Origin of the sequence: Pseudomonas sp. AF03-9 (assembly GCF_020515815.1) — a bacterium.
In the GTDB taxonomy this organism is placed as follows: domain Bacteria; phylum Pseudomonadota; class Gammaproteobacteria; order Pseudomonadales; family Pseudomonadaceae; genus Aquipseudomonas.
Genome location: NZ_JAHPJF010000005.1, coordinates 230,850 through 255,334 on the forward strand (window position 1 = coordinate 230,850; position 24,485 = coordinate 255,334).

Consider the following 24,485-nt stretch of genomic DNA (forward strand, 5'->3'; position numbering starts at 1 on the left):
TGTGTTGAAAGACGGTTTCCCCAGTAAATATCCCGAAAAATGCTCAAGCTAAAGCAGATGACTGGTGAGATGCCCAAGCGTTTCACTTCGTCTGAAGTAAGGCGTGGGACCATGATTCAGATGCTTGATGCCCTTGGCGCCGTATCGAGTATTGCTGGCAGTGTGAGGTCTGGGAACATCCGGATTATCGCGGTTGGGCTGCATGAGGAAATCTCGGAATGAAATTTTTCAGAGTGAGATTTCTTATACCGGTGCGCCCCTTTCTTTTGCGGTTTTTTCCCGTCTTTATGGGTGCCATCTTCATGGGTATTTTAGGCGGGACCGCTGTCGTGGCGCTGTTGGAACACTACTACCCGCGCACAGCTCCGTGGGCTTTATCGGCGTCTGCTGCTGAGAAAGCCTGTGTCGTGTTGGCCCTCTTTATCACCCTCTGCAATTTCATGATCGCTTACGGGCGACCAAAATGGGTCTGGGGCATGTACGGTCTTTTCATCGCCTGCCTATTGTTCGCTTTACCGGCTTTTCGGTTTTCACCGCATCCATTTATTTACGTAGAAAGCGTCGTATGGCCGCTGCTCGGTTTAGTACTGCTTAGCAGTAAACGCCACGGGGAAATGCGTGCCAACTGCGTAGAACTTCGCCGCCTGCGCAGCAAGGTAATGGACGCCATCGAGAAACGACGCAAACACGAGCGCGCAATAATAAGAATAAAGAAACCGAGGTAATCCCCCACACCCGCCACAAATATGTGCAACTGTTGCACCAGGGCACCTACGTTGGCGCCGTTTTGGTGCTGTACTGCACCGGGCCGTACGACAAAGTGCAATGACTGCCGCGCTGGCATAAGTCTTGCGCGCGTCAAACCCCATGCCCTGGCTCGCAGGAGGCCGCCGTGTCGATTCATGTCGCGTTGCACCACGTTACGCATTACCGCTACGACCGCGCTGTCGAACTCGGCCCGCAGATCGTGCGTTTGCGCCCGGCGGCCCACAGCCGTACGCGGATTTTGTCCTACGCGCTGAAAGTGCTGCCCGAGCAGCATTTCATCAATTGGCAGCAAGATCCCCAGGGCAATTACCTGGCGCGTCTGGTGTTCCCGGAAAAGACTGCCGAGCTGCGTATCGAAGTCGATCTGGTCGCCGAGATGGCGGTGTTCAATCCGTTCGACTTTTTCCTCGAGCCCTACGCCGAAAAAATCCCTTTCAGCTATGCCGCCGATGAGCAGCGCGAGCTGGCGCCGTACCTGGAAACCTTGCCGTTGACGCCGAAGTTCGCCGCCTACCTGGCCGGTATCGACCGCACGCCATTGCCGGCGGTGGATTTCCTGGTGGGCCTCAACCAACGCCTGGCTGCCGATATCGGCTACCTGATCCGCATGGAGCCGGGCGTGCAGACGCCGGAGTTCACCCTGGAAAACGCCTCCGGTTCCTGCCGTGACTCGGCGTGGCTGCTGGTGCAATTGCTGCGCAACCTGGGGTTGGCGGCGCGGTTTGTGTCTGGCTACCTGATCCAGCTCACCGCCGACGTCAAAGCCCTCGACGGGCCGTCCGGCACCGAGGTGGACTTCACCGACTTGCACGCCTGGTGCGAAGTGTATTTGCCCGGCGCCGGCTGGATCGGCCTGGATGCCACCTCCGGTCTGTTTGCTGGTGAAGGCCATATCCCGTTGGCCTGTAGTCCCGATCCATCGTCTGCCGCCCCGATCAGTGGCTTGGTGGAACCGTGCGAGTGCGAATTCACCCACGAAATGTCGGTTGAGCGGATTTGGGAGGCGCCGCGCGTCACCAAGCCCTACACCGAAGAACAATGGCTGGCGATCCAGGCCCTCGGCCGGCAGATCGATGGCGACCTGCTAAAGGGGGATGTGCGCCTGACCATGGGTGGCGAGCCGACCTTCGTTTCCATCGACGACCCCGACGGCGCCGAATGGAACACCGCGGCCCTCGGCCCGGACAAGCGCCGGCTGTCTGCCGAGTTGTTCCAGCGCCTGCGCAAGCACTACGCGCCCAAGGGCCTGGTGCACTTCGGCCAGGGCAAGTGGTACCCCGGCGAGCAATTGCCGCGCTGGTCACTCAATTGCTACTGGCGTCGCGACGGCGTACCGATCTGGCACAACAGCGCGCTGATCGCCGATGAACAACAAGACTACGGCGCGGACGGCGCCATGGCCGGGCGTTTCCTCGCCAGCGTCGCCGAGCGCCTCAAACTGCCGGCGCGTTTTGTATTCCCGGCGTTTGAAGACAACTTCTACTACCTGTGGCGCGAAGGCGCGTTGCCGCAAAACGTCACCGCCCAGGACCCGCGTCTAAGCGACGACCTGGAGCGCGAACGCCTGCGCAAAGTGTTCAGCCAGGGCTTGGACAAAGTCATCGGCCAGGTCCTGCCGCTGGCGCGTACGGCTGCCAACGACCGCTGGCAGAGCGGGCGCTGGTACTTGCGCGATAACCACTGCCGCCTGGTGCCGGGGGATTCGCCCTTGGGCTATCGCCTGCCGTTGGCGTCGCAGCCCTGGGTGACGGCGGCGGAGTATCCGTTTGTGCACCCGACGGACCCGAACCAGGATCAGCCGGGGCTGCCCACGACCGCCCAGTTGAACAGCCATGGCGAACCTGCGCCGAGCGATGAGCGTACGCCCAGCGTGGACGAATCCGCCGACTGGCTGACCCGCACCGCGTTGTGCGCCGAAGCGCGGGAAGGGCGCCTCTACCTGTTCATGCCGCCGCTGGAGCGTGTCGAGGATTATCTGGAACTGGTCGCCGCCATCGAGGCCACTGCCGAAGAGTTGCATTGCCCGGTGCTGCTGGAGGGGTACGAACCGCCTGCCGATGCACGCCTGAGCAACTTCCGCGTGACGCCGGACCCGGGTGTGATCGAGGTCAACGTGCAGCCGTCCGCCAGTTGGGACGAGCTGGTCGAACGCACCGAATTCCTCTACGAAGAGGCGCGGCAAACCCGCCTGACCACGGAAAAATTCATGATCGACGGGCGCCACACCGGCACCGGCGGCGGTAACCATTTTGTACTCGGCGGCGCGACGCCCAAGGATTCACCGTTCCTGCGCCGACCTGATCTGCTGCGCAGCCTGATCAGCTACTGGCATAACCATCCTTCGTTGTCCTACCTGTTTTCCGGGCTGTTTATCGGCCCGACGTCCCAGGCACCACGGGTGGATGAAGCACGTAACGACGCGTTGTATGAACTGGAAATCGCCTTCGCGCAAATGCCTGAGCCGGGTGAAGAGTGTCCGCCGTGGTTGGTCGATCGCCTGCTGCGCAACCTGTTGATCGACGTGACCGGCAACACCCATCGCGCCGAATTCTGCATCGACAAACTCTATTCGCCGGACGGCGCCACCGGCCGCCTGGGCTTGCTGGAACTACGCGCGTTTGAAATGCCGCCCCATGCGCGCATGAGCCTGACCCAACAACTGCTGCTGCGTGCCCTGGTCGCTCGGTTCTGGCGCGAACCCTACGCGCCGCCAAAGCTGGCGCGCTGGGGCACCGAGTTGCATGACCGCTTCCTGCTGCCGCACTTTATCGAGCAGGACTTCGCTGACGTGATCGTCGAACTCAACGCCGCCGGCTACCCGCTGCGCGCCGAATGGTTTGCCGCGCACCTGGAGTTCCGCTTCCCCAAGGTCGGCGACTACGCCGTCAGCGGTATCGAACTGGAACTGCGCCAGGCCCTCGAACCTTGGCACGTACTGGGCGAGGAGGGCGCGGTGGGCGGCACGGTGCGCTATGTGGATTCGTCCCTGGAGCGCCTGCAAGTCAAGTTGACCGGCCTGGCGCCGCAACGCTACCTGCTGACCTGCAACGGCATCCCGGTGCCATTGCAGGCCACCGGCCGCGTGGGCGAGTTTGTCGCCGGCGTGCGTTACCGCGCCTGGCAACCGGCCAACTGCCTGCAACCGACCATCCCGGTGCATGCGCCGCTGGTATTTGATTTGCTGGATACCTGGATGCAACGTTCACTGGGCGGCTGCCAGTACCACGTCGCCCATCCGGGCGGGCGCAATTACGACAGTTTGCCGGTGAATGCCAACGAGGCGGAGAGTCGGCGGATGGCGCGGTTTTTCCGCCTTGGGCATAGCCCAGGGAAGCTTCCGGTGCCGTCTCTGGTGATCAATGATGAATTGCCAATGACCCTGGATCTACGACGCTTCCCCAATAAAAATGACTGAACGCAGTTCAAAATGTGGGAGCTGGCTTGCCTGCGATAGCGGTGTACCAGTCGATACTTCTGGTGACTGACCCACTGCTATCGCAGGCAAGCCAGCTCCCACATTAGACTGTGGTGAATCCGACCTTCTTTGCCTCTGCCGAGCGTTCCATGTCCGACTTGCTCGACCGTTACCCGCTGACCGCGGGCACTTATCACGAACTGCTGGACGACAGCGGTGCGGTGCGTGCCCATTGGCAGCGCTTGCTCGACCACCTGCAACGCAGCACCCCCGCGCAACTGGCCCAGCGCCAGGCGCTGCTGACCCGGCAGATCCAGGAAAACGGCGTGACCTACAACGTCTACGCCGACCCCAAGGGCGCCGACCGTCCCTGGGAACTGGACCTGCTGCCCCATGTGCTCGCCGCCGAAGAGTGGCAGCACCTGGCAGCGGGGATCGTCCAGCGCGCGCGCCTGCTCAATGCCGTGCTCGCCGACCTATACGGCCCGCAGCGCCTGATCAAGGAAGGCCTGCTGCCGGCCGAGCTGGTATTTGGACACAACAACTTCCTGTGGCCGTGCCAGGGCATCCAACCGCCGGACGGCGCGTTCCTGCATCTTTACGCCGTGGACCTGGCGCGCACACCCGACGGCCGCTGGTGGGTCACTGCCGACCGCACCCAGGCGCCGTCGGGCGCCGGTTATGCACTGGAAAACCGCACCATCGTGTCCCGCGCCTTTCCGGACCTGTACCGCGACTTGCAGGTGCAGCACCTCACCGGTTTCTTCCGCACCCTGCAGGAAACCCTGGCCCGCCAGGCCCCCGGCGATGACCAGCCGCCGCTGATCGTGCTGCTCACGCCGGGGCGCTTCAACGAAAGCTACTTCGAACACCTCTACCTCGCGCGCCAGCTCGGCTACCCGCTGGTGGAGGGCGGCGACCTCACCGTGCGCGACAGCAGTGTGTTTCTCAAGACCCTCAGCGGCCTGCGCCGGGTGCACGCGATCATGCGCCGTCTCGACGACGATTTCTGCGACCCGCTGGAACTGCGCACCGACTCGGCGTTGGGCGTGCCCGGCCTGCTCGATGCCGTGCGCCAAGGCAATGTGCTGGTGGCCAATGCCTTGGGCAGCGGCGTGCTGGAGTCGCCGGGGTTGCTTGGTTTCCTGCCGAAGATCAATGAGTTCCTGTTCGGCGAGGCGTTGATCCTGCCCTCCATCGCCACCTGGTGGTGCGGTGAAGCGCCGGTACTGGCCGAAGCGCTTGAGAAACTGCCCGAGCTGCTGATCAAGCCGGCGTTTGCGTCGCAGAGTTTTGCTCCGGTGTTCGGGCGCGATCTGGACGACAAACAACGCCTGGCCCTGGCCGAACGCATGCGCGCGCGCCCTTACGCCTACGTCGCCCAAGAGCTGGCGCAGCTGTCCCAGGCGCCGGTGTGGCACACCGTGGAGGACCATCTGCAACACCGCGCCATCGGCATGCGAGTGTACGCCGTGGCCAGCGATGACGGTTATCGCGTGTTGCCCGGCGGCCTGACGCGTGTAGCGGCGCAAGCCGATGCCGAAGTGGTGTCGATGCAACGAGGCGGCGCGAGCAAGGACACCTGGGTGCTCGGCGAACGCGCGCCGGGTGGCGAGCAATGGCGTGCGCAGCGCACCATCGGCGCCCATGACCTGGTGCGCCGCGATCCTTACCTGCCGTCCCGCGTGGTGGAAAACCTGTTCTGGTTCGGTCGTTATTGCGAGCGCTGCGATGACAGTGCGCGCTGGCTGCGCATCGTGCTGGCGCGTTATGTCGATGGCGACGATCCGCTGGCCTTGCAAGCGGCGGTGGAGTTGGGCGAGAACCTGCGGTTGCTGCCGGAGGAGGGCGAGCTACCCGAACGCCTGCTGGGTGCCATGCTCGGTGACGACTGGCCGTCGAGCCTGCGCGCCAATCTGCAGCGTTTGCAGTGGGCCGCGTCCCAGGTGCGGGGCAAGTTGTCCCGGGAGAACTGGCAGGCGCTGGTGGAGTTGCAGCGCGAAGCCCTGGAGTTGGAAAGCCAAGCGCCGGATTTCGGCGAATTGCTGGATTTCCTCAACCGCCTGGTGATGTCCCTGGCGGCGCTGTCCGGATTTGCCCTGGACGACATGACCCGTGACGAAGGTTGGCGCTTTTTGATGATGGGCCGACGCATCGAGCGCCTGCAATTTCTGAGCAGCAGCCTGGCGGCGTTTCTGCGGGGTGTGGCGGTGTTCGATCAGGCGGGGCTGGAGTGGTTGCTCGAACTGGGCAACAGCAGCATCACCTACCGCTCACGCTACCTGGCGGTGCCGCAGTTGATCCCGGTGCTCGACTTGTTGCTGTTGGACGAGCAGAACCCCCACGCAGTGCTGTTCCAATTGAAACTGGTGAGCCGCACCCTGCGGCGCTTGAACGATGATTTTGGCGTGCCCCGGGAAACCGGGCTTGGCCCGCTGGTCGAGCGCCTTGCGCATTTCGACCTGGGTTGCCTGGAGAACCCGCTGTTCGGCGAATCCAGCGTACGTGCCGCGCTGGACGGCCTGGCCGACCTGCTGCAAGCGGTCGCCGATGAGAGTGGGCAAGTGTCGGATCGCCTCGCGCTGCGCCATTTTGCCCACGTGGATGATGTCAGCCAGCAAACGGTGTCGGTGTGATGAGTGCGCATTACCAGATTTTCCACGATACCCATTACCACTATGACAGCCCGGTGTCCCTGGCCCAGCAGTTGGCGCACCTGTGGCCCCGGCCGTGTGCGTGGCAGCGCTGCACCCAGCAGCAACTGGAAATCAGCCCGCAGCCCTCGTCGCGGCGCGATGAGCTGGACGTGTTCGGCAACCCGATCACCCGCCTGGCCTTCGAGCGCCCCCACGACGAACTGCTGGTGAACGCCGGGCTGACCGTGGAGGTGCTGGCGCGTCCGACGCTGGACTTCCAGCAATCGCCCGCCTGGGACCAAGCCCGTGACAGCCTGACCTACAGCAGCCAGCCGCTGTCCGATGAGTTGATCGAAGCCATCCGTTACCGCTTCGAATCGCCCTACGTGCACCTGAAGAAAAACTTCGTCGAGTTCTCCGCCAGCTGTTTCCCACCGGGGCGTCCGCTGTTGCTCGGTGTGCAGGCGCTGATGGAAAAAATCTTCAGCGAATTCACCTTTGATGCCGAAGCCACCCAAGTCGCCACGCCGCTGGTGGAAGTGCTGGAGCGCCGCCGTGGCGTGTGCCAGGACTTTGCGCACCTGATGCTCGCTTGCCTGCGTTCGCGTGGCCTGGCGGCGCGTTATATCAGCGGCTACCTGCTCACCCAGCCTCCGCCCGGCCAGCCACGGCTGATCGGCGCCGATGCGTCCCACGCATGGGTTTCGGTGTATTGCCCGGTATCGGGCTGGGTGGATTTTGATCCGACCAACAATGTGCAGCCGGCCCTGGAGCACATCACCCTGGCCTGGGGCCGGGATTTCTCCGATGTGTCGCCGTTGCGGGGAGTGATTCTGGGGGGCGGTAGCCATGACCCGGAGGTGCGGGTGACGGTGATGCCGCTGGAATGATTGGCTATCAGGCTTTTTGTCGTGAGCGGGCTTGCCCCGCGCTGGACGGCGCAGCCGCCCCGATAGGGCCGCCGCGCTGTTTCAGAAAGACCGAGGCGCCTGGATTTAGGGTGGCTGCGCCACCCAGCGCGGGCAAGCCCGCTCACTACAGGATTCGCCTAGGGATTTAGAAGATGTGTAGATACCCAGGGCCTGCTCACCACAAGGTGGGAGCGCTCAATTATTGCGCCGGATCTTTTGGCGTTTCGCTCTCGTCGTTCGTTTCTTCAGCGTCGACATCGGTGCTCAGCCCATTGGCTTCGTCTTCTGCAGCGGCTTTCTTGCGTTGCAGCTTTTCCTCTTTCTTCTGCTCCTTGGCCAAGTCTCTCTGACGTTTGGCGAAGGAGTAATTAGGTTTGGCCATGGGCGATCCTCTAGGGTCGAAGGTGAGGGTGGCGGCGCGCAGCTGCCTTGGGCTGCCATGGTAGCAGCTTAGCAGCGCGCTTGGCCTTCACTTACCGCAGGCGTAAGCGGCCAGCAGGCCGTTGAACAGTTGGTCGAGGTGCATGATGCGGGCTCCAGTGGTTGGTGGGCCGATCATAGGGCGGTTGTAGTACTTTGGCCGTTAGATTGTGTTGATAAGTCTGATAGCCTAAAGTTGTATACAATCTGTTGACTCAGATCATAAGAACTCATGCCTGCTTGAGGCACCCTTGTCGCAATCCGCGTTTTTTAAACCCTGCCTTGGAGATTCACATGTTCGCCAAACTCGTTGCTGTTTCCCTGCTGACTCTGGCTAGCGGCCAGTTGCTTGCTGCAGAGTGCAAGGTCACCGTCGACTCCACTGACCAGATGTCCTTCAACACCAAGGAAATCACGATCGACAAGAGCTGCAAGACGTTCACTGTGAACCTGGAACACTCGGGCAGCTTGCCGAAAAACGTCATGGGCCATAACTGGGTACTGACCAGCGCGGCCGACATGCAACCGGTTGCCACTGACGGCATGGCCGCTGGCATCGACAAGAACTACCTGAAGGAAGGTGATGCACGCATCATCGCCCACACCAAGATCATCGGTGCCGGCGAGAAAGATTCGGTGACCTTCGACGTGTCGAAACTGGCCGCCGGGACTGACTACGCGTTCTTCTGCTCGTTCCCGGGCCACATCTCCATGATGAAAGGCACGGTGGTCGTCAAGTAAGACCGCGTTATCGTTCTTCGCGGGCAAGCCCGCTTCCACATTCGACCGCATTCCCCTGTTGGAGCACGGTCAAGTGTGGGAGCGGGCTTGCCCGCGAAGGCGACTTAACAATCAATACAGAACTGCCAGGCCCACCTCACGGCGCGAACGGCATGACCCGCTTGTGGGCAGTCTTGCGGTAGGTCTCGCAGATAATCCGGAACGCTTCCTCACGCACCGGCTCACCGTGCAGGAACGCATCAATCTCCGCATACGTCACGCCATGTGACGCCTCGTCCGGCTTGCCCGGCGACAAGTCTTCCAGGTCCGCCGTCGGCACCTTCTCCACCAACGATTCCGGCGCGCCAAAGTAGCGTGCAATCGAACGCACCTGGTTTTTCACCAGCCCGCTCAACGGTGCCAGGTCGCACGCACCATCGCCGAACTTGGTGAAAAAGCCCATCACCGCTTCCGCCGCATGGTCAGTACCGATCACCAAGCCACCGGCCGCGCCGGCGACAGTGTACTGCGCCACCATGCGCATGCGCGCCTTGGTGTTGCCCAGCACGAAGTCGCGGGAAACTGCGGCTTTGCCTTCAAACGCCGCCACTTCGGCCGCCAGTGCTTTCACCGCGGGGCCGATGTTGACGGTATGGCGCTCGTCCGGCTCGATAAAGTCCACCGAGGCCGTGGCGTCGATTTCATCGAACTGGACTTCGTACGGCAGGCGCACCGCGATAAAGCGGTAGGCCGCATCACCGCTGTTTTCGCGCAGTTCTTTTACCGCGCGCTGGGCCAAGAGGCCGGCGGTCAGGGAGTCGACGCCGCCGCTGATGCCCAGCACCAACGTCTTCAGCCCGGAATTGCGCAGGCAATCCTGGATAAAGGCCACGCGGCGGGCCACCTCGGCCTCCAGGGCCGCCTGGTCGTTGAACGGCGCTTGGACCTTGAGTTGTTCAGCAATCTCACGCTGTACGGCTTGCATGATTCACTCCTTGCTAGAGATGGCAGGTACTTTGAAAACGTGACGCAAATAGGCGACAAAGTTCGGATCGGTGCAGTGGGTCTTGCCCGCTTCGTCGGAAATTTTCGCGACGGGCTGGCCATTGCAGGCGGTCATTTTAAGCACGATGCTCATCGGTTCCACCCCTGGAATATCGCAAGTCAGGTTGGTGCCGATGCCAAAGCTCACATTGATCCGTCCACGCAGCGCCCGGAAGATCTCCAGCGCCTTGGGCAGCGACAGGCTGTCGGAGAACACCAGGGTCTTGTTCATCGGCTCGATGCCCAGCTTGTGGTAGTGGGCGATGGCTTTTTCGGCCCACCGCACGGGATCACCGGAGTCGTGGCGCAAGCCGTCGAACAGCTTGGCGAAGTACAGATCGAAATCGCCGAGGAACGCATCGGTGGTAATGCAATCGGTCAGGGCGATGCCCAGCAGGCCACGGTATTCGCGGACCCAGCAATCGAGGGCGGCGATCTGGCTGTCGATCAGGCGCGGGCCGAGTTGCTGGTGGGCCATGATCCATTCGTGGGCCATGGTGCCGAGCGGTTTCATGTCCAACTCGCGGGCCAGGTGCACGTTGCTGGTGCCGACGAAGCGGCCGGGGAAGTCATGCTTGAGCACGTTGACCACTTCCTCCTGCACCCGGTACGAAAAACGCCGGCGTGTGCCGAAATCGGCGACTTGCAGTTCGGATAATTCATCGCTACTGGCGTTGGCCGTCAGCCAATCGAACTTGCGGTACAACTGCTCGCGGGCCTGTTCGAGGATTACGCTCTGGTAGCGATAGCGGTTACGTACTTCGCTGACGATGGCCAGCATCGGCACTTCAAACAGGATCACATGCAGCCACGGCCCGCGCAGGCGGATAAACAACTCACCGTTCTCGATACCGGTCTGCACATAGCGCAAGTTGAAGCGGAACAGCCCGAGGAAGCGCAAAAAATCCGGCTTCATAAAGCTGATGCGCTCCAGGAAACCCAGTTGGTCGGGGCTCAGGCTCAACTCGGCGAGGCGCTCGATCTGGTAGCGGATTTCCGCCAGGTACGGGCGCAAATCCTCACTGTTGCGGCAACGAAACTCCCATTCAACTTCCACATTCGGGTAGTTGTGCAGCACCGCCTGCATCATGGTCAGCTTGTAGAAGTCGGTGTCGAGCAGGTTCTGCACGATGCGATCGGCAAACACACTCTCGCTCATAACGGGACTCTCCAGACGGATCGGCGATGGGCGCCGACCTTTACGCACAATTAAGGATGGGGGCTAGTGGCGCATAGGCGGGGGGTGGTTTGCCAGTGTTTTTTGCGTGATCGAGAAGCGTCCCGCTTTGAAAGACGAACCTTCTGACATTCGTCACGGATAGCAACTCTTTACGCTCTGGGCTTTCACCTAGCCGAGGGAGTAGAGGAATGAATCGCCCTGCCATTGTCGCGCCCGTCGCCTTGCAGCATACGCAGACCGTCACTTGTAACGCGCCCTGGTATGTGCAGGGCAGTGAATACCATCCTGTGGAGGCCACTTATCAACCGCTGATCAATGGCGAAGAAGCCTTCAAGGCCGTGCATTTGGCGATTGCCAGGGCCAGCAAAACCGTCGACATCATCTGTTGGGGGTTCCAGCCGTCGATGTATTTCATCCGCGACGGCAAGAGCCCGAGCATTGGCGAACTGCTCAAGGCAAAGGCTCGCGAGGGAGTCAGGGTTCGCGTATTGACGTGGGAAATGCCGCTTAACTCTGCCGGTGTTGCAGGTGAGGCGAACTTGCCCGGTAAAGGCTCGGTACGCATCAGCGATCGGGCGCTACAGACGTCTACCCAGGCGCAATACGACGAGGACCGTCGATGGTTCGCCGAATGCTCGGTGTCGGACAGCAAGGCCGCCGGGCAGGCAGCGCGCGGGCTCCCGGTCTTTATCAGTCGTGGTTTCGACCTGAATGAGCGGGCCGAGATCGCCCGCAGCCTGAAAGAGGAAAGCCTCGACCCCGAGATCAGCCTCCAGATGCGTCACGCATTGCGATGGACCGCCAGCCATCACCAGAAGAGCGTGCTGGTCGACTACGAACTGCCGGACTGCGCTGTAGGTTTTGTCATGGGCCACAACATGCTCGATGCGTATTGGGATACCGACAAACACTCGGCTTTGGGCCGATCTGAACAGAGCAAACCTGCACCCAATCGCGGGCCACGTGGTGACACTCCGCGCCAGGATATTTCCACTCAACTGAGCGGGCCGATCCTGGAGCACCTGCACCATAACTTCGCCAGTGCCTGGCTCAAGGAAACCGGGGAGAACCTGCTCGACCTTCGCCAAGCCAAGCAGGTCGGGCCGCACCTGCAATGCATGCCCGGCGTTACGCGCCAGCTGGCCCAAGTGCTGCGCACCCAGGCGCAAGCGGGCAAGCGTGAGATCGAGAAGGCCTACTTGAATGCGGTCAACAACGCGACGCAGTTTATCTATATCGAGAACCAGTATTTTCGCTGGCCACCGCTGGCCGAAGCGATCAAGAAGACGGCGGCGGATCAGACTGGTGGAGGGCGTGATCCAGGTGTACACGGCTCGTTGCACCTGTTTGTGATCACCAATGCGACCGATGACGGCATAGGTGCGGGCACGCTCAATACCCAGCGCATGCTTGAGAGCCTGGGACGTGCCGACACGATTCCCGGCGTGACCAAGCTTCGGCGTATCGAGCGGATGAAAGCGGCCGCACCTCCTCGGCCATCACCTGATCCACGGGATCATGTAGGGCAAAGGGAGTTGACTAAATGGCAGGCCGAACTCGATCAAAAAACCAAGGCGATCGAGGACAGCATGGTTGTTCCGCAAGAGCTGCCAGGGTTGAAAATTCACATGTGTTCGCTAGTGGCGCCTGACTCACCCGCCGGCCGGCAGTGGATGCCGGTGTATATCCACTCGAAGTTGATGATTGTGGATGACGTGTTTACGACCTTGGGCTCAGCGAACATCAACACCCGCAGCATGCAGGTCGATAGCGAGCTGAATATTGCGCATGAGTGGGGGAGTGTGACGCAGGGGTTGCGGCGCAGGTTATGGGGGCTGCATACGGATGGGAGGGGGGCTCAGGATGATCCGGAGGAGGCGTTTGTAGTTTGGACGGAGATCATCAATGAAAACAAAGAGCGCGAGTCCAAAGCTTCGACGCCCTGCACACCCCTCGTCGAGTTTTATTACGGCAAAAGAACCCTGAAGGACCTCGACTGATGCGCCGTTTTTTTCTGCTCTCAAGCCTGCTGCTGGCCGCTTGTATCAACGGTGCTGGGCCTATTCAACTGAACAAGGACATTCCGATGAATCCGATTACCGAGGCTAAACAAAAACTTACCTTTATCTGTAGGCATGAAACCATTCCTCAGCCGGCTGCCGAAGCTGACATGTTGTTCCAGTACGCTCGCTGGCTGCAAAAAAATAATCAGCTCATACCAGACAAGGCCGTCGACGTTGCGATCGAGCGGCTTTACCGCATCGCTGCTGAAAACGGTCACTACAAAGCCAATATCAATCTACAAGCCGGCAGCATGCGCGGCCGCTTCAAGCTTCATGGCGAAGAATATCTGCGACTAAGTCAGCAACTGATCGATGCTGGTGTCGCGACCGGCTATTACTTCATTGGGGTCTTCCTGCAGCAGGGTTCCGCTGGTTTGGCGCTGGACGAGGAAATGGCCCTGCGTTATTACCGCAAGGCCGCAGACCAAGGCAGTGCCCAAGCTCAAACGATTGTCGGGGACATATTGGCGCCGATCAGCGTCGCGCCAGCGATCGCCAGACAGATGCGCCGCTGTGCAGCTGAGCAAGGGAATGGAGCAGCAGCAGTGGCGTTGGGCATCGATCTCAAAAATGAGGGCGAGTACCAAGCTGCTTTGGAGGTGCTTCAACTGGGAGTGGCCGCAGGGGAAGAAAGCTCGGCCTCACGCTTGGGCAAAGGTTTTCGAGGCCCACTGCCGGAAGACCGTTTGTACTACCTCGACCAGAAAGAAGACCTTGAACGCGCCGAGCGCTATAAAACAATCTGGAGAATATTAGCGAGATACTCCTACGCTGACCCCAAAGTCCCCGAAATCAACCAGATTGTCCCCCTGCCTCCAGCCAAACTCCCCGCCTGGGACGGCAAATTGCAATGGCTGGAAGCGCGCCTGGCCAACGTCCCGCCACCCAAGCCCAGCGAAGCACTGATCCATCAACTGGCCAACGCCAAACTGCTCGACCCTGGCACCGGGAAAGGGTTGCCGGGCTCACCGGCATTCACCCAGGCCCACTTGTTTTCACCTAACTGCTACAGCGGCCAAGCCTGTCCGGTCAGTGGGTATTGGAAGGTGGGTCGGCTCCCTGATAGCGATTACGTCGCGAAAGGAGATGGGGTTCGGCATTTCGAGACGGGCGAGGTCCTGCCGAAAATGTTGATCGAACGCTACCAGGTACGTAGTTGGCCCTTCTCCGACAAGATCACGCGCAGTGAGCAGGTGGTGGAATGGTGCCTGCTTTAAACCTGCTCCATCATCCACCTCACAAACTCCCGCACCTTCGGCACCTCCGCCGAATGCTCCGGGTACGCCAGGTAGTACGCGTCCTGGCTCGGCATCGCATGCTGCCAGGGGATTACCAGTTTGCCGTCGGCCAATTCCTCCTCCACCAGGAACCGTGGCAATAGCGCCACGCCGCAGCCCACCTGCGCCGCGCGGATGCACATGTAAAAGGTGTCGAAACGCGGTCCGTGGTAGCTGTGTTCGGTCTGGTAGCCCTGGCTGGCGAACCAGTCGTGCCAGCCCTGGGGGCGTGAGGCGTTTTGCAGCAGCACCAAGTCGCTCAGTTGCGTCGGGTCGGTGAATGGCTGCGCGGGCAGGCTTTCCGGGGCGCAGACGGGCACCAGCTCTTCGCTGAACAATTTCAGGCTCTCGGTGCCCGGGCGTGAGCCTTGGCCGAAGTAGAAGGCCATGTCGGCCTTGCCTTGCAGCAGCTCGTCCGGGTCTTGTTCATTGCACAGGTCCAGGTGGATCTGCGGGTGACGCAGCCGCCAGCCCTTGAGGCGCGGCACCAGCCAGCGGGCGCCGAAGGTGTAGGGCGTGGACACCCGTAGCACTTCGGTCTCGCCGCCGTAGGAACGCAGGTAGTGGGTGGACATCTCCACTTGCGTGAGGATTTTTCTCACTTCCACCAGGTACAGGTCGCCCGCCGGGGTCATCTGTAAACGTCGGCGCACGCGGCGAAACAGCAGGTGCTGGAGCAGTTCTTCCAATTGCGCCACCTGCTTGCTCACCGCACTTTGTGTGAGGTTCAGCTCCTCGGCGGCGCGGGTAAAGCTCAGGTGGCGGGTGGCGGCTTCGAAGCACTGCAGGGCGGTGATCGAGGGCAAATGTCTTTTGTTCAGCACGCTGTGCCTCTTTTTATGTTTTGCATGAATTAATGGAATGATATCTCGCCTAATCGTCGTTTGTTGGCAAGTCTTGCGCCAGCTACAAATAAGCTCTGGATCGTCGTGTTCCTCGCGGCGCGAATTTTTAGGTCTGCAGACTGAAGGAGTGACCCATGGTTGCCGCATTGCTTGATCGTCTCGGGGTAAACCCGGCGCTGTACCAGGCGGGGAAACAACCCGTGCATTCGCCGATTGATGGCAGCCGTATCGGCAGTGTGCACTGGGAAGGTGCCGCCGAGGTGGAGCAACAGGTCAGTCGCGCCGAGCATGCATTCGAGGCCTGGCGCAAAGTGCCGGCGCCGCGTCGCGGTGAGCTGGTGCGCCAATTTGGCGATGTGCTGCGCGAATACAAGGCCGACCTCGGCGAGTTGGTCTCCTGGGAAGCCGGCAAGATCACCCAGGAAGGCCTGGGTGAAGTGCAGGAGATGATCGACATCTGCGACTTCGCCGTCGGCCTGTCCCGCCAGCTCTACGGCTTGACCATCGCCTCTGAGCGTCCTGGCCACCATATGCGCGAAACCTGGCACCCGCTGGGTGTGGTCGGCGTGATCAGTGCCTTCAACTTCCCGGTCGCGGTGTGGGCGTGGAACACCGCCCTGGCGCTGGTGTGCGGCAACGCGGTGATCTGGAAACCGTCGGAAAAGACCCCGCTCACCGCCCTGGCCTGTCAGGCGTTGTTCGAGCGCGTGGTGAAGAACTTCAACGATGCGCCGCCGTACCTCAGCCAAGTGATCATCGGCGGCCGCGATGCCGGCGCCGCGTTGGTGGATGACCCGCGTGTCGCCCTGATCAGCGCCACCGGCAGCACGCGCATGGGCCGCGAAGTGGCGCCCAAAGTCGCCGCACGCTTTGCCCGCAGCATCCTAGAGCTGGGCGGCAACAACGCGATGATCCTCGGCCCCAGCGCCGACCTCGACATGGCCGTGCGCGCGATCCTGTTCAGCGCTGTCGGCACTGCTGGCCAGCGCTGCACCACCTTGCGCCGTTTGATTGCTCACGAATCGGTCAAGGAAGAAATCGTCACCCGCCTCAAGGCCGCCTATTCCAAGGTGCGCATCGGCCACCCGCTGGAAGGCAACCTGATCGGCCCGCTGATCGACAAGCACGGCTTCGACAATATGCAGGATGCCCTGGCGCAAGCCTTGAGCGAAGGCGGCAAGGTGTTCGGCGGCAAGCGGCAGTTGGAAGACACCTTCCCGAATGCCTACTACGTGTCGCCGGCCATCGTGGAAATGCCCGAGCAAAGCGACGTGGTGTGCACCGAAACCTTCGCGCCGATCCTGTACGTGGTCGGCTACACCGATTTCGCTGAAGCCTTGCGCCTGAACAACGCGGTGCCGCAAGGCTTGTCGTCGTGCATCTTCACCACTGACGTGCGCGAGGCCGAGCAGTTCATGTCGGCGGTGGGCAGTGACTGTGGCATCGCCAACGTCAACATCGGCCCGAGCGGCGCGGAGATCGGCGGCGCGTTTGGCGGGGAGAAAGAGACGGGCGGCGGGCGTGAGTCGGGTTCGGATGCATGGCGCGGGTATATGCGTCGCCAGACCAATACCGTGAACTACTCGCTGGAATTGCCGCTGGCCCAGGGCATTACCTTCGACTAAAACACTGTCGGAACGCGGTTGAAAATGTGGGAGCGGGCTTGCTCGCGAATGCGGTGGATCAGCTGTAAATCTGTTGACTGACACACTGCATTCGCGAGCAAGCCCGCTCCCACATCTGATTGGATTACCAAGTCGAAACTGAATTGAGTGGTTTGTTGGGTCTCATCGGAGTCTGGCAATGGCATTACGCGAAACGTGTTTGTGGGAACATCTCACCCCCAGCCGGCCAGACCGCGCCGCGCTCAAGGGCGAGGTCAAGGTGGATGTGTGCGTGATCGGCGCCGGGATCACCGGTTTGTCAGCGGCCATTCACTTGCTGGAACAAGGTAAAAGCGTCGCCGTGCTGGAGGCCCATCGCACCGGCCACGGTGGTTCGGGGCGCAATGTCGGGCTGGTCAACGCCGGGCTGTGGATTCCGCCGGATGACATCGAAGCCGGTTTTGGCGAAGCGGTCGGCAGCCAGCTCAATCGCATGCTGGGTGCGGCGCCGGCACTGGTGTTCAGCCTCATTGACAAGTACAACATCGATTGCCAATTGCGTCGCGAGGGCACCTTGCACATGGCGCACAACGCCCGGGGCGAGGCGGATTTGCGCAGCCGCGAAGAACAATGGAAACGCCGTGGTGCGCCGGTGGAGCTGCTCACCGGCCAGGCCTGTGAGCAGGCCACCGGCACGCAGAAAATCGCCGCTGCCTTGCTCGACCGGCGCGCCGGCACCTTGAACCCAATGGCCTACACCAGTGGTCTGGCGAATGCTGCCGTCGGCTTGGGCGGGCAGTTGTTCGATCATTCGCCGGTCACGCAGCTGGAACGCCAGGGCGCGCACTGGTCGGTGCAGACCGTCCAGGGCTCGGTGCAGGCCAGCCAAGTGGTGATCGCCTCCAACGCCTACACCGAAGGCGAATGGACCGAACTGCGGCGCAATTTCTTCCCCGGCTACTACTATCAGGTCGCTTCGGCGCCGCTGACGGATGCCGCTGCCCAACAGATCCTTCCCGGTGGCCAGGGCTCGTGGGACACTCGCCAAGTACTGAGCAGCATCCGCCGTGACGCCGATGGCCGCCTGCTCCTTGGCAGCCTGGGCAATGGCAACCAGAAACCCGCCTGGTTTCTCAAGGCGTGGGCCGATCGGGTGCAGCAGCATTACTTCCCGTACCTCAAATCGGTGCAGTGGGAGTACACCTGGACCGGCTGCATCGCCTTCACTCCCGACCACTTGATGCGCCTGTTCGAACCGGCGCCGGGGCTGGTGGCCGTTACCGGCTATAACGGGCGTGGCGTGACCACCGGCAGTGTGGTCGGCAAGGCGTTTGCCGACTATCTATGTCACCAGAATCCCCAGGCCTTACCGATCCCCTTTGCACCCATGCAGCCGCTGGCCGGGGTGGGCCTGCGCAGTTGCTTGTATGAGGCTGGATTCTCGCTGTATCACGCCGGGCAATGTCTGCGGATCGTGATCTGATCAGCGAAATACCGCTCAGAAGCCCGCATTTTCTTAGCCGGCTACTAATCTGTATTGGTGCAAGTCGTAGCAGTCGCGCACTGTAAATGTGCAGTTCCGTTACGCAGCCTGTTACAGCTGTAGGAACTGTCGTTTATAGGCCTGGTTGCAGGTGCGACCTGCCAGGGTTGTACTTTTTTCGCTCATTGGTTGCACCTATTGATCCTAGAGGGTTGCACGTCCTGACGAACGGAGCCTAAACGCCTGTAATTCCAATGACACCGTGTCTTTTTGAAGAATAAAAACCTACTGGCACGCGCTTTGCTCTGGGCTTTCAGTGGAAAGTTTGAACGCAAGTTGTAGTGCCAAAAATCAAAAATATCGGAGCACCACTCATGTCCCAGACGTTTTACAAGAAAGGTTTTCTTGCCCTCGCCGTTGCAGCGGCCCTGGGTGTTTCTACGTTTGTTCAAGCTGATGTGAAGATTGGCGTAGCGGGGCCCATGACGGGTGCAAACGCCGCTTTCGGTGAGCAGTACATGAAGGGTGCCCAGGCGGCGGCCGATACCATCAACAAGGCCGGTGGCATCAATGGCGAGAAAATCGTCCTGGTGGCCGGCGACGACGCTTGCGAGCCCAAGCAGGCCGTAGCCGTGGCCAACCGCCTGGCCGATCAGGACAAAGTCATCGGCGTGGTCGGGCACTTCTGCTCGTCCAACACCATCCCGGCCTCCGAGGTCTACGACGAAGCGGACATCATCGCGATCACCCCAGGCTCCACCAACCCACAGGTCACCGAACGCGGTCTGGGCGCCATGTTCCGTATGTGCGGGCGTGACGACCAGCAGGGCATCGTGGCGGGCGACTACATCGTCGACGTGCTCAAGGGCAAGAAAGTCGCCGTCATCAACGACAAGGACACCTACGGCAAAGGCCTGGCCGATGCCACCGCTGCCCAGTTGACCAAGCGTGGCGTCAAGCCGGTGCTGGAAGAAGGCCTGACCCGTGGCGAGAAAGACTTCAGCGCCCTGGTCACCAAGATCCGTTCCCTGGGCGCCGACGTCGTGTACTTCGGCGGTCTGCACCCGGAAGCCGGTCCCCTGGTTCGCCAGATCCGTGAAGCCGGCCTGAAAGACGTCAAGTTCATGTCCGATGACGGCATTGTCACCGACGAACTGGTCGCCACCGCTGGCGGCGCGCAATACGTCGACGGCGTCTACATGACCTTCGGCGCCGACCCACGCCTGCTGCCGGACAGCAAGGCCGTGGTGGAAGAGTTCCGCAAAAACGGCACCGAGCCTGAAGGCTACACCCTGTACGCCTACGCCTCGGTCCAGGCCCTGGCTGCCGGCTTCAACGGCGCCAAGTCCAACAAGGGCGAAGACGCGGCCAAGTGGCTCAAGGCCAACCCGGTCCAGACCGTCATGGGCAAGAAGGAATGGGACGGCAAGGGCGACCTGAAAATCTCCGACTACGTGGTTTACCAGTGGGATAAAGACGGTAAATACCATCAGCTGGAAAAACAGAAGTAAGTACAAACACCGCGGACCTAATGTGGGAGCGGGCTTGCTCGCGAATGCGGCGTGTCAGTCTCTGAATGTGTTTCTGACACCCCGCCTTCGCGAGCAAGCCCGCTCCCACAGGGGGACTGTGTTGTGATCAAGATCTGTCTTTTCCTCCAGAAGCGCCGCACACCCACAGGTGTGCAGGTGCTCACCGCGTGAGATTGCGTTATGGATGGTATTTTCCTGCAGCAACTGGTCAACGGCCTGACCCTCGGGTCGGTCTACGGCCTGATCGCCATCGGCTACACAATGGTCTACGGCATCATCGGCATGATCAACTTCGCCCACGGCGAGGTTTATATGATTTCCGCTTACCTCGCGGCGATCACTCTGGCCCTGCTGGCCTACTTCGGCATTGAATCCTTCCCGCTGCTCATTCTCGGCACCTTGATCTTCACCGTGGTCGTCACCGGCGTGTACGGTTGGGTCATCGAGCGTGTCGCCTACAAACCGCTGCGCAACTCCACCCGATTGGCCCCGCTGATCAGCGCCATCGGTATCTCCCTGATCCTGCAGAACTACGCGCAGATCGCCCAGGGCGCCAAGCAACAAGGGATTCCCACCTTGCTGGCCGGGGCCTGGCGTGTCGACATCGGTACCGGTTTCGTGCAGTTGACGTACACCAAGGTCTTCATCCTGGTCGCCGCCTTCGCGGGCATGGCCCTGCTGACCTACGTGATCAAGTACACCAAGCTCGGCCGCATGTGCCGCGCCACTCAGCAAGATCGCAAGATGGCTTCGATCCTCGGCATCAACACCGACCGCGTGATTTCCTACGTGTTTGTCATCGGGGCCGCCATGGCCGCCCTCGCCGGTGTGCTCATTACCCTCAACTACGGCACCTTCGACTTCTATGCCGGCTTCATCATCGGCATCAAGGCGTTCACCGCTGCGGTTCTCGGCGGCATCGGCTCCCTGCCTGGGGCGATGCTCGGCGGGATCATCCTCGGCATCTCCGAGTCGCTGTTCTCGGGGTTGATCAACTCTGACTACAAAGACGTGTTCAGTTTCTCCCTGCTGGTGGTGATTCTGATCTTCCGTCCCCAGGGCCTGCTGGGTCGCCCACTCGTGGCTAAGGTGTAAACATGTCTGCTGCCAAACCCATCGATATCAAGAAAAGTGTGGTCGATACGATCCTTGCCGGGCTTATTTCCCTGGTCGTGTTCGGCCCGATCGTCGGCGTAGTCCTCGACGGCTATAGCTTCAACCTGGAACCGGCCCGCGTGGCCACGTTGGTCGCCATCGTGATGGTCGGCCGGTTTGCCCTGAGCCTGTTCCTGCAAACGCCCAAGGGCCTCAAGGTCCTGCAAGGTTTCGAGAGCAGCGGTTCGGGTGTGCATGTGCTGGCGCCGGACTACAAGTCGCGGTTGCGCTGGATCATCCCGGCACTGATCGTGATTGCCATCGTGTTCCCGATCTTCGCCAACAAATACCTGCTGACCGTGGTGATCCTCGGGCTGATCTACGTATTGCTCGGCCTTGGGCTGAACATCGTGGTTGGCCTGGCCGGCCTGCTCGACCTGGGTTACGTGGCGTTCTACGCCATCGGCGCCTACGGCCTGGCCCTGGGGTATCAGTACCTCGGCCTGGGTTTCTGGACGGTACTGCCACTGGCGGCCATCGCGGCGGCTTTGGCCGGCTGCATACTCGGCTTCCCGGTGTTGCGAATGCACGGCGACTACCTCGCCATCGTGACCCTGGGCTTTGGTGAAATCATCCGGTTGGTGCTGAACAACTGGCTGTCGTTCACTGGCGGCCCGAACGGCATGCCGGTGCCGTCGCCGACCTTCCTTGGCCTGGAGTTCGGGCGCAAGGCGAAGGACGGCGGGATTCCGTTCCACGAGTTCTTCGGCATCGATTACAACCCCAACATCAAGTTCATGTTCATCTACATCGTGCTGTTCCTGGTGGTGCTGGCCGTGCTGTACATCAAGCACCGCCTGACCCGCATGCCGGTCGGGCGCGCCTGGGAAGCCCTGCGCGAAGATGAAATCGCCTGCCGTTCCATGGGCCTGAACCATGTGCTGGTCAAGCTCTCGGCATTCACCATTGGTGCCTCCACCGCAGGTCTTGCCGGGGTGTTCTTCGCTAGTTACCAAGGCTTCGTCAACCCGTCGTCGTTCACCTTCTTCGAGTCGGCGCTGATCCTGGCCATCGTGGTGTTGGGTGGCATGGGCTCGACGGTGGGCGTGGTGATCGCCGCGTTCGTGCTGACGGTTGCGCCGGAACTGCTGCGCAGCTTCTCCGAATACCGCGTGCTGCTGTTTGGTGTGTTGATGGTGGTGATGATGATCTGGCGACCGCGCGGGTTGATCCGCATCAGCCGGACCGGTGTGACACCACGCAAGGGGGTAGCGCCATGAGCAAGGAAGTCGTCCTCTCAGTGGAACATTTGATGATGCACTTCGGTGGCATCAAGGCTTTGAGCGATGTGAGCCTCAAGGTCGAACGCAACTCGATCTTCGCCCTGATCGGCCCCAACGGAGCGGGCAAGACCACGGTGTTCAATTGCCTCACCGGTTTTTACAAAGCCAGCGGCGGCAAGATCGAGCTCAACGTGCGCGGCAAGCGCACCAACGTGATCCAACTGCTCGGCGAGCGCTTCCAGCCCACCGACTTCGTGTCGCCCAAAAGCTTTTTCAGCCGGGTGTTCTACAAGATGTTCGGCGGCACCCATCTGGTGAACCGCGCTGGCCTGGCGCGGACCTTCCAGAACATTCGCCTGTTCAAGGAAATGTCGGTGGTGGAAAACCTGCTGGTGGCCCAGCACATGTGGGTCAACCGCAATATGCTCGCGGGCATCCTCAACACCAAGGGCTACCGCAAGGCCGAAAGCGACGCCCTCGACCACGCCTTCTATTGGCTGGAGGTGGTGGACCTGGTGGACTGCGCCAACCGCCTCGCTGGCGAACTTTCCTACGGCCAACAACGGCGCCTGGAAATCGCCCGCGCCATGTGCACGCGGCCGCAGATCATCTGTCTCGACGAACCGGCTGCTGGCCTCAACCCCCAGGAAACCGAAGCCCTCAGCGCGATGATTCGCCTGTTGCGCGACGAACACGACCTTACGGTGGTGCTGATCGAACACGACATGGGCATGGTGATGAGTATTTCCGACCACATCGTGGTGCTTGACCACGGCAACGTGATCGCCGAAGGCGGCCCGGATGCGATCCGCAACGACCCGAAAGTGATTGCCGCCTACCTGGGCGCTGACGAAGAGGAGTTGGTATGAGCGGACCTATCCTCGAAATGAAGGACCTGGACGTGTTCTATGGCCCGATCCAGGCCCTGAAAAAAGTCTCGCTGCACATCAACGAAGGCGAAACCGTCAGCCTGATCGGCTCCAACGGCGCGGGTAAATCCACGCTGCTGATGTCGATCTTCGGCCAACCAAGGGCCGAGTCGGGGCAGATTCTGTACAACGGCGTCGATATTACCCACAAGTCGTCCCACTACATCGCCTCCAACGGCATCGCGCAGTCGCCGGAAGGGCGGCGGGTGTTCCCCGACATGACCGTCGAGGAAAACCTGCTGATGGGCACCATCCCGATTGGCGACAAGTACGCCCAGGAAGACATGCAGCGCATGTTCGAGTTGTTCCCGCGGCTCAAGGAACGGCGTAACCAGCGGGCCATGACCATGTCCGGCGGCGAGCAGCAAATGCTCGCCATCGCCCGCGCGCTGATGAGCCGGCCCAAGCTGTTGCTGCTGGACGAGCCGAGTCTGGGCCTGGCGCCGATTGTGGTGAAGCAGATCTTCTCGACGTTGCGCGAGCTGGCGTCTACCGGGATGACCATCTTCCTGGTGGAGCAGAACGCCAACCATGCGCTGCGCTTGTCGGATCGGGCGTATGTGATGGTCAACGGCGAGATTCGCCTGACAGGCACGGGTAAAGAGCTGCTGGTGAACGAGGAAGTGCGCAACGCCTACCTCGGCGGGCACTGACCTGAAGTTTGACGCAGGCCCCTGTGGGAGCGGGCTTGCTCGCGAAAGCGGTGTGTCAGTCAGTACATCTGAAACTGATCCACCGCCTTCGCGAGCAAGCCCGCTCCCACATTTGTTTTACGGTGTTCATAAGGCCGATACCAAATTGTGGAAAACAAATCTGGCTCCCCTCCAAAGCGCGACATATAGCCGCCGCAAATCCCTGTTTTGTCACAGTTTTGACTTGTCCCCACCTACTGTGGAACCGGCTGTGGGTAACGTGGTAGTACTCTGCTGAAGGCCTTTAAAACCGTGGCTTGTAGCGCGATGGTCGTTTTTTGATCAAGGACTTTTTCTCGGCCTGTCGAGGGCTTTGTCAACCTGTTTATAGACACAGGTATATGACTGATTTATGTCCGTAAGGCCTGTGGATAAGTCTGTGACTAAACTCTGGAAAGACAGCCGCAGAGGCCGGAATGACTGGCCTGGAGCCATCGTTCGAATTTCCCCGCTGGCAGTGGGCCTACATACGCCCTCGCAGAGGTCAAGCAAAAAACTTTCTAAAACCCTCTGAAAGCCACGCATACAGCGGCTTGGGCTGTTTTGGACTTGCCCCCAGAGACTGTGGGCGCAGCTGTGGATAACCTG

General features: G+C 60.9%; 18 protein-coding genes. 14 read left to right on the plus strand and 4 right to left on the minus strand.

The features are described from left to right. Positions 1 to 218: 218 nt before the first annotated feature. The 4 genes from LIY36_RS10375 to LIY36_RS10390 all read left to right on the plus strand — a co-directional run bounded on the left by LIY36_RS10375 (position 219) and on the right by LIY36_RS10390 (position 7,709). Complete coding sequence (locus tag LIY36_RS10375) at positions 219 to 725, plus strand: hypothetical protein (protein ID WP_226455614.1); 507 nt, start codon at positions 219 to 221, stop codon at positions 723 to 725. 167 nt (positions 726 to 892) lie between these two features. Further along, positions 893 to 4,183: a transglutaminase family protein gene (locus tag LIY36_RS10380; protein WP_226455615.1), complete on the plus strand. Its 3,291-nt coding sequence runs from the start codon at positions 893 to 895 to the stop codon at positions 4,181 to 4,183. 149 nt (positions 4,184 to 4,332) lie between these two features. Further along, complete coding sequence (locus LIY36_RS10385; protein WP_226455616.1) at positions 4,333 to 6,819, plus strand: circularly permuted type 2 ATP-grasp protein; 2,487 nt, start codon at positions 4,333 to 4,335, stop codon at positions 6,817 to 6,819. Then, a complete protein-coding gene (locus tag LIY36_RS10390) occupies positions 6,819 to 7,709 on the plus strand; it encodes a transglutaminase family protein (RefSeq protein ID WP_226455617.1) in 891 nt (296 codons plus the stop codon). Before LIY36_RS10385 ends, LIY36_RS10390 begins: the two co-directional genes overlap by 1 nt. Before the next feature lie 220 nt (positions 7,710 to 7,929). Here LIY36_RS10390 and LIY36_RS10395 read toward each other — a convergent pair whose 3' ends face one another. Beyond that, positions 7,930 to 8,112, minus strand: a complete 183-nt coding sequence (locus LIY36_RS10395) for a hypothetical protein (RefSeq protein ID WP_192300255.1) — start codon at positions 8,110 to 8,112, stop codon at positions 7,930 to 7,932. A 332-nt stretch (positions 8,113 to 8,444) separates the two neighbouring features. Here LIY36_RS10395 and azu point away from each other — a divergent pair, with 332 nt between their 5' ends. Next, positions 8,445 to 8,891, plus strand: a complete 447-nt coding sequence (azu, locus tag LIY36_RS10400) for an azurin (RefSeq protein ID WP_192300254.1) — start codon at positions 8,445 to 8,447, stop codon at positions 8,889 to 8,891. 136 nt (positions 8,892 to 9,027) lie between these two features. Here azu and nadE read toward each other — a convergent pair whose 3' ends face one another. Further along, positions 9,028 to 9,855, minus strand: coding sequence for an ammonia-dependent NAD(+) synthetase (gene nadE, locus LIY36_RS10405; RefSeq protein WP_192300253.1), 828 nt, complete (start codon positions 9,853 to 9,855; stop codon positions 9,028 to 9,030). A 3-nt stretch (positions 9,856 to 9,858) separates the two neighbouring features. Then, complete coding sequence (gene pncB, locus LIY36_RS10410) at positions 9,859 to 11,073, minus strand: nicotinate phosphoribosyltransferase (RefSeq protein WP_226455618.1); 1,215 nt, start codon at positions 11,071 to 11,073, stop codon at positions 9,859 to 9,861. A gap of 209 nt (positions 11,074 to 11,282) precedes the next feature. Here pncB and LIY36_RS10415 point away from each other — a divergent pair, with 209 nt between their 5' ends. Both LIY36_RS10415 and LIY36_RS10420 read left to right on the plus strand, forming a co-directional pair. Then, entirely contained in the window at positions 11,283 to 13,094 is a 1,812-nt protein-coding gene (locus tag LIY36_RS10415) for a phospholipase D-like domain-containing protein (protein WP_226455619.1), read from the plus strand. Further along, positions 13,094 to 14,374 carry an SEL1-like repeat protein gene (locus LIY36_RS10420; RefSeq protein ID WP_226455620.1) on the plus strand — a complete coding sequence of 427 codons (1,281 nt, stop codon included), beginning with the start codon at positions 13,094 to 13,096 and terminating at the stop codon, positions 14,372 to 14,374. Before LIY36_RS10415 ends, LIY36_RS10420 begins: the two co-directional genes overlap by 1 nt. On the opposite strand, the gene LIY36_RS10425 is transcribed toward LIY36_RS10420, so the two are convergent. Continuing rightward, positions 14,371 to 15,258 (minus strand): LysR family transcriptional regulator, encoded by an 888-nt coding sequence (locus LIY36_RS10425; RefSeq protein ID WP_226455621.1) that lies wholly within the window; start codon positions 15,256 to 15,258, stop codon positions 14,371 to 14,373. The genes LIY36_RS10420 and LIY36_RS10425 overlap by 4 nt on opposite strands. 155 nt (positions 15,259 to 15,413) lie before the next feature. Between LIY36_RS10425 and amaB the strand changes: the two genes are divergently transcribed. The 7 genes from amaB (at position 15,414) to LIY36_RS10460 (ending at position 23,858) form a co-directional block, all read left to right on the plus strand. After that, entirely contained in the window at positions 15,414 to 16,904 is a 1,491-nt protein-coding gene (gene amaB / locus LIY36_RS10430; protein ID WP_226455622.1) for an L-piperidine-6-carboxylate dehydrogenase, read from the plus strand. Between the two features lie 178 nt (positions 16,905 to 17,082). Further along, entirely contained in the window at positions 17,083 to 18,366 is a 1,284-nt protein-coding gene (gene amaA / locus LIY36_RS10435; RefSeq protein WP_226455623.1) for an L-pipecolate oxidase, read from the plus strand. 374 nt (positions 18,367 to 18,740) lie between these two features. Next, positions 18,741 to 19,877, plus strand: a complete 1,137-nt coding sequence (locus LIY36_RS10440; RefSeq protein ID WP_226455624.1) for a branched-chain amino acid ABC transporter substrate-binding protein — start codon at positions 18,741 to 18,743, stop codon at positions 19,875 to 19,877. 201 nt (positions 19,878 to 20,078) lie between these two features. Next, positions 20,079 to 20,993 (plus strand): ABC transporter permease subunit, encoded by a 915-nt coding sequence (locus tag LIY36_RS10445; protein ID WP_192300245.1) that lies wholly within the window; start codon positions 20,079 to 20,081, stop codon positions 20,991 to 20,993. 2 nt (positions 20,994 to 20,995) lie between these two features. After that, complete coding sequence (livM, locus tag LIY36_RS10450; RefSeq protein ID WP_192300244.1) at positions 20,996 to 22,273, plus strand: high-affinity branched-chain amino acid ABC transporter permease LivM; 1,278 nt, start codon at positions 20,996 to 20,998, stop codon at positions 22,271 to 22,273. Beyond that, positions 22,270 to 23,145: an ABC transporter ATP-binding protein gene (locus tag LIY36_RS10455; protein ID WP_192300243.1), complete on the plus strand. Its 876-nt coding sequence runs from the start codon at positions 22,270 to 22,272 to the stop codon at positions 23,143 to 23,145. The genes livM and LIY36_RS10455 overlap by 4 nt, the downstream gene beginning before the upstream one ends. Then, on the plus strand, positions 23,142 to 23,858 hold the full coding sequence (locus LIY36_RS10460) for an ABC transporter ATP-binding protein (protein WP_192300242.1): 717 nt from the start codon (positions 23,142 to 23,144) through the stop codon (positions 23,856 to 23,858). The genes LIY36_RS10455 and LIY36_RS10460 overlap by 4 nt, the downstream gene beginning before the upstream one ends. The last annotated feature ends 627 nt before the right edge of the window (positions 23,859 to 24,485 follow it).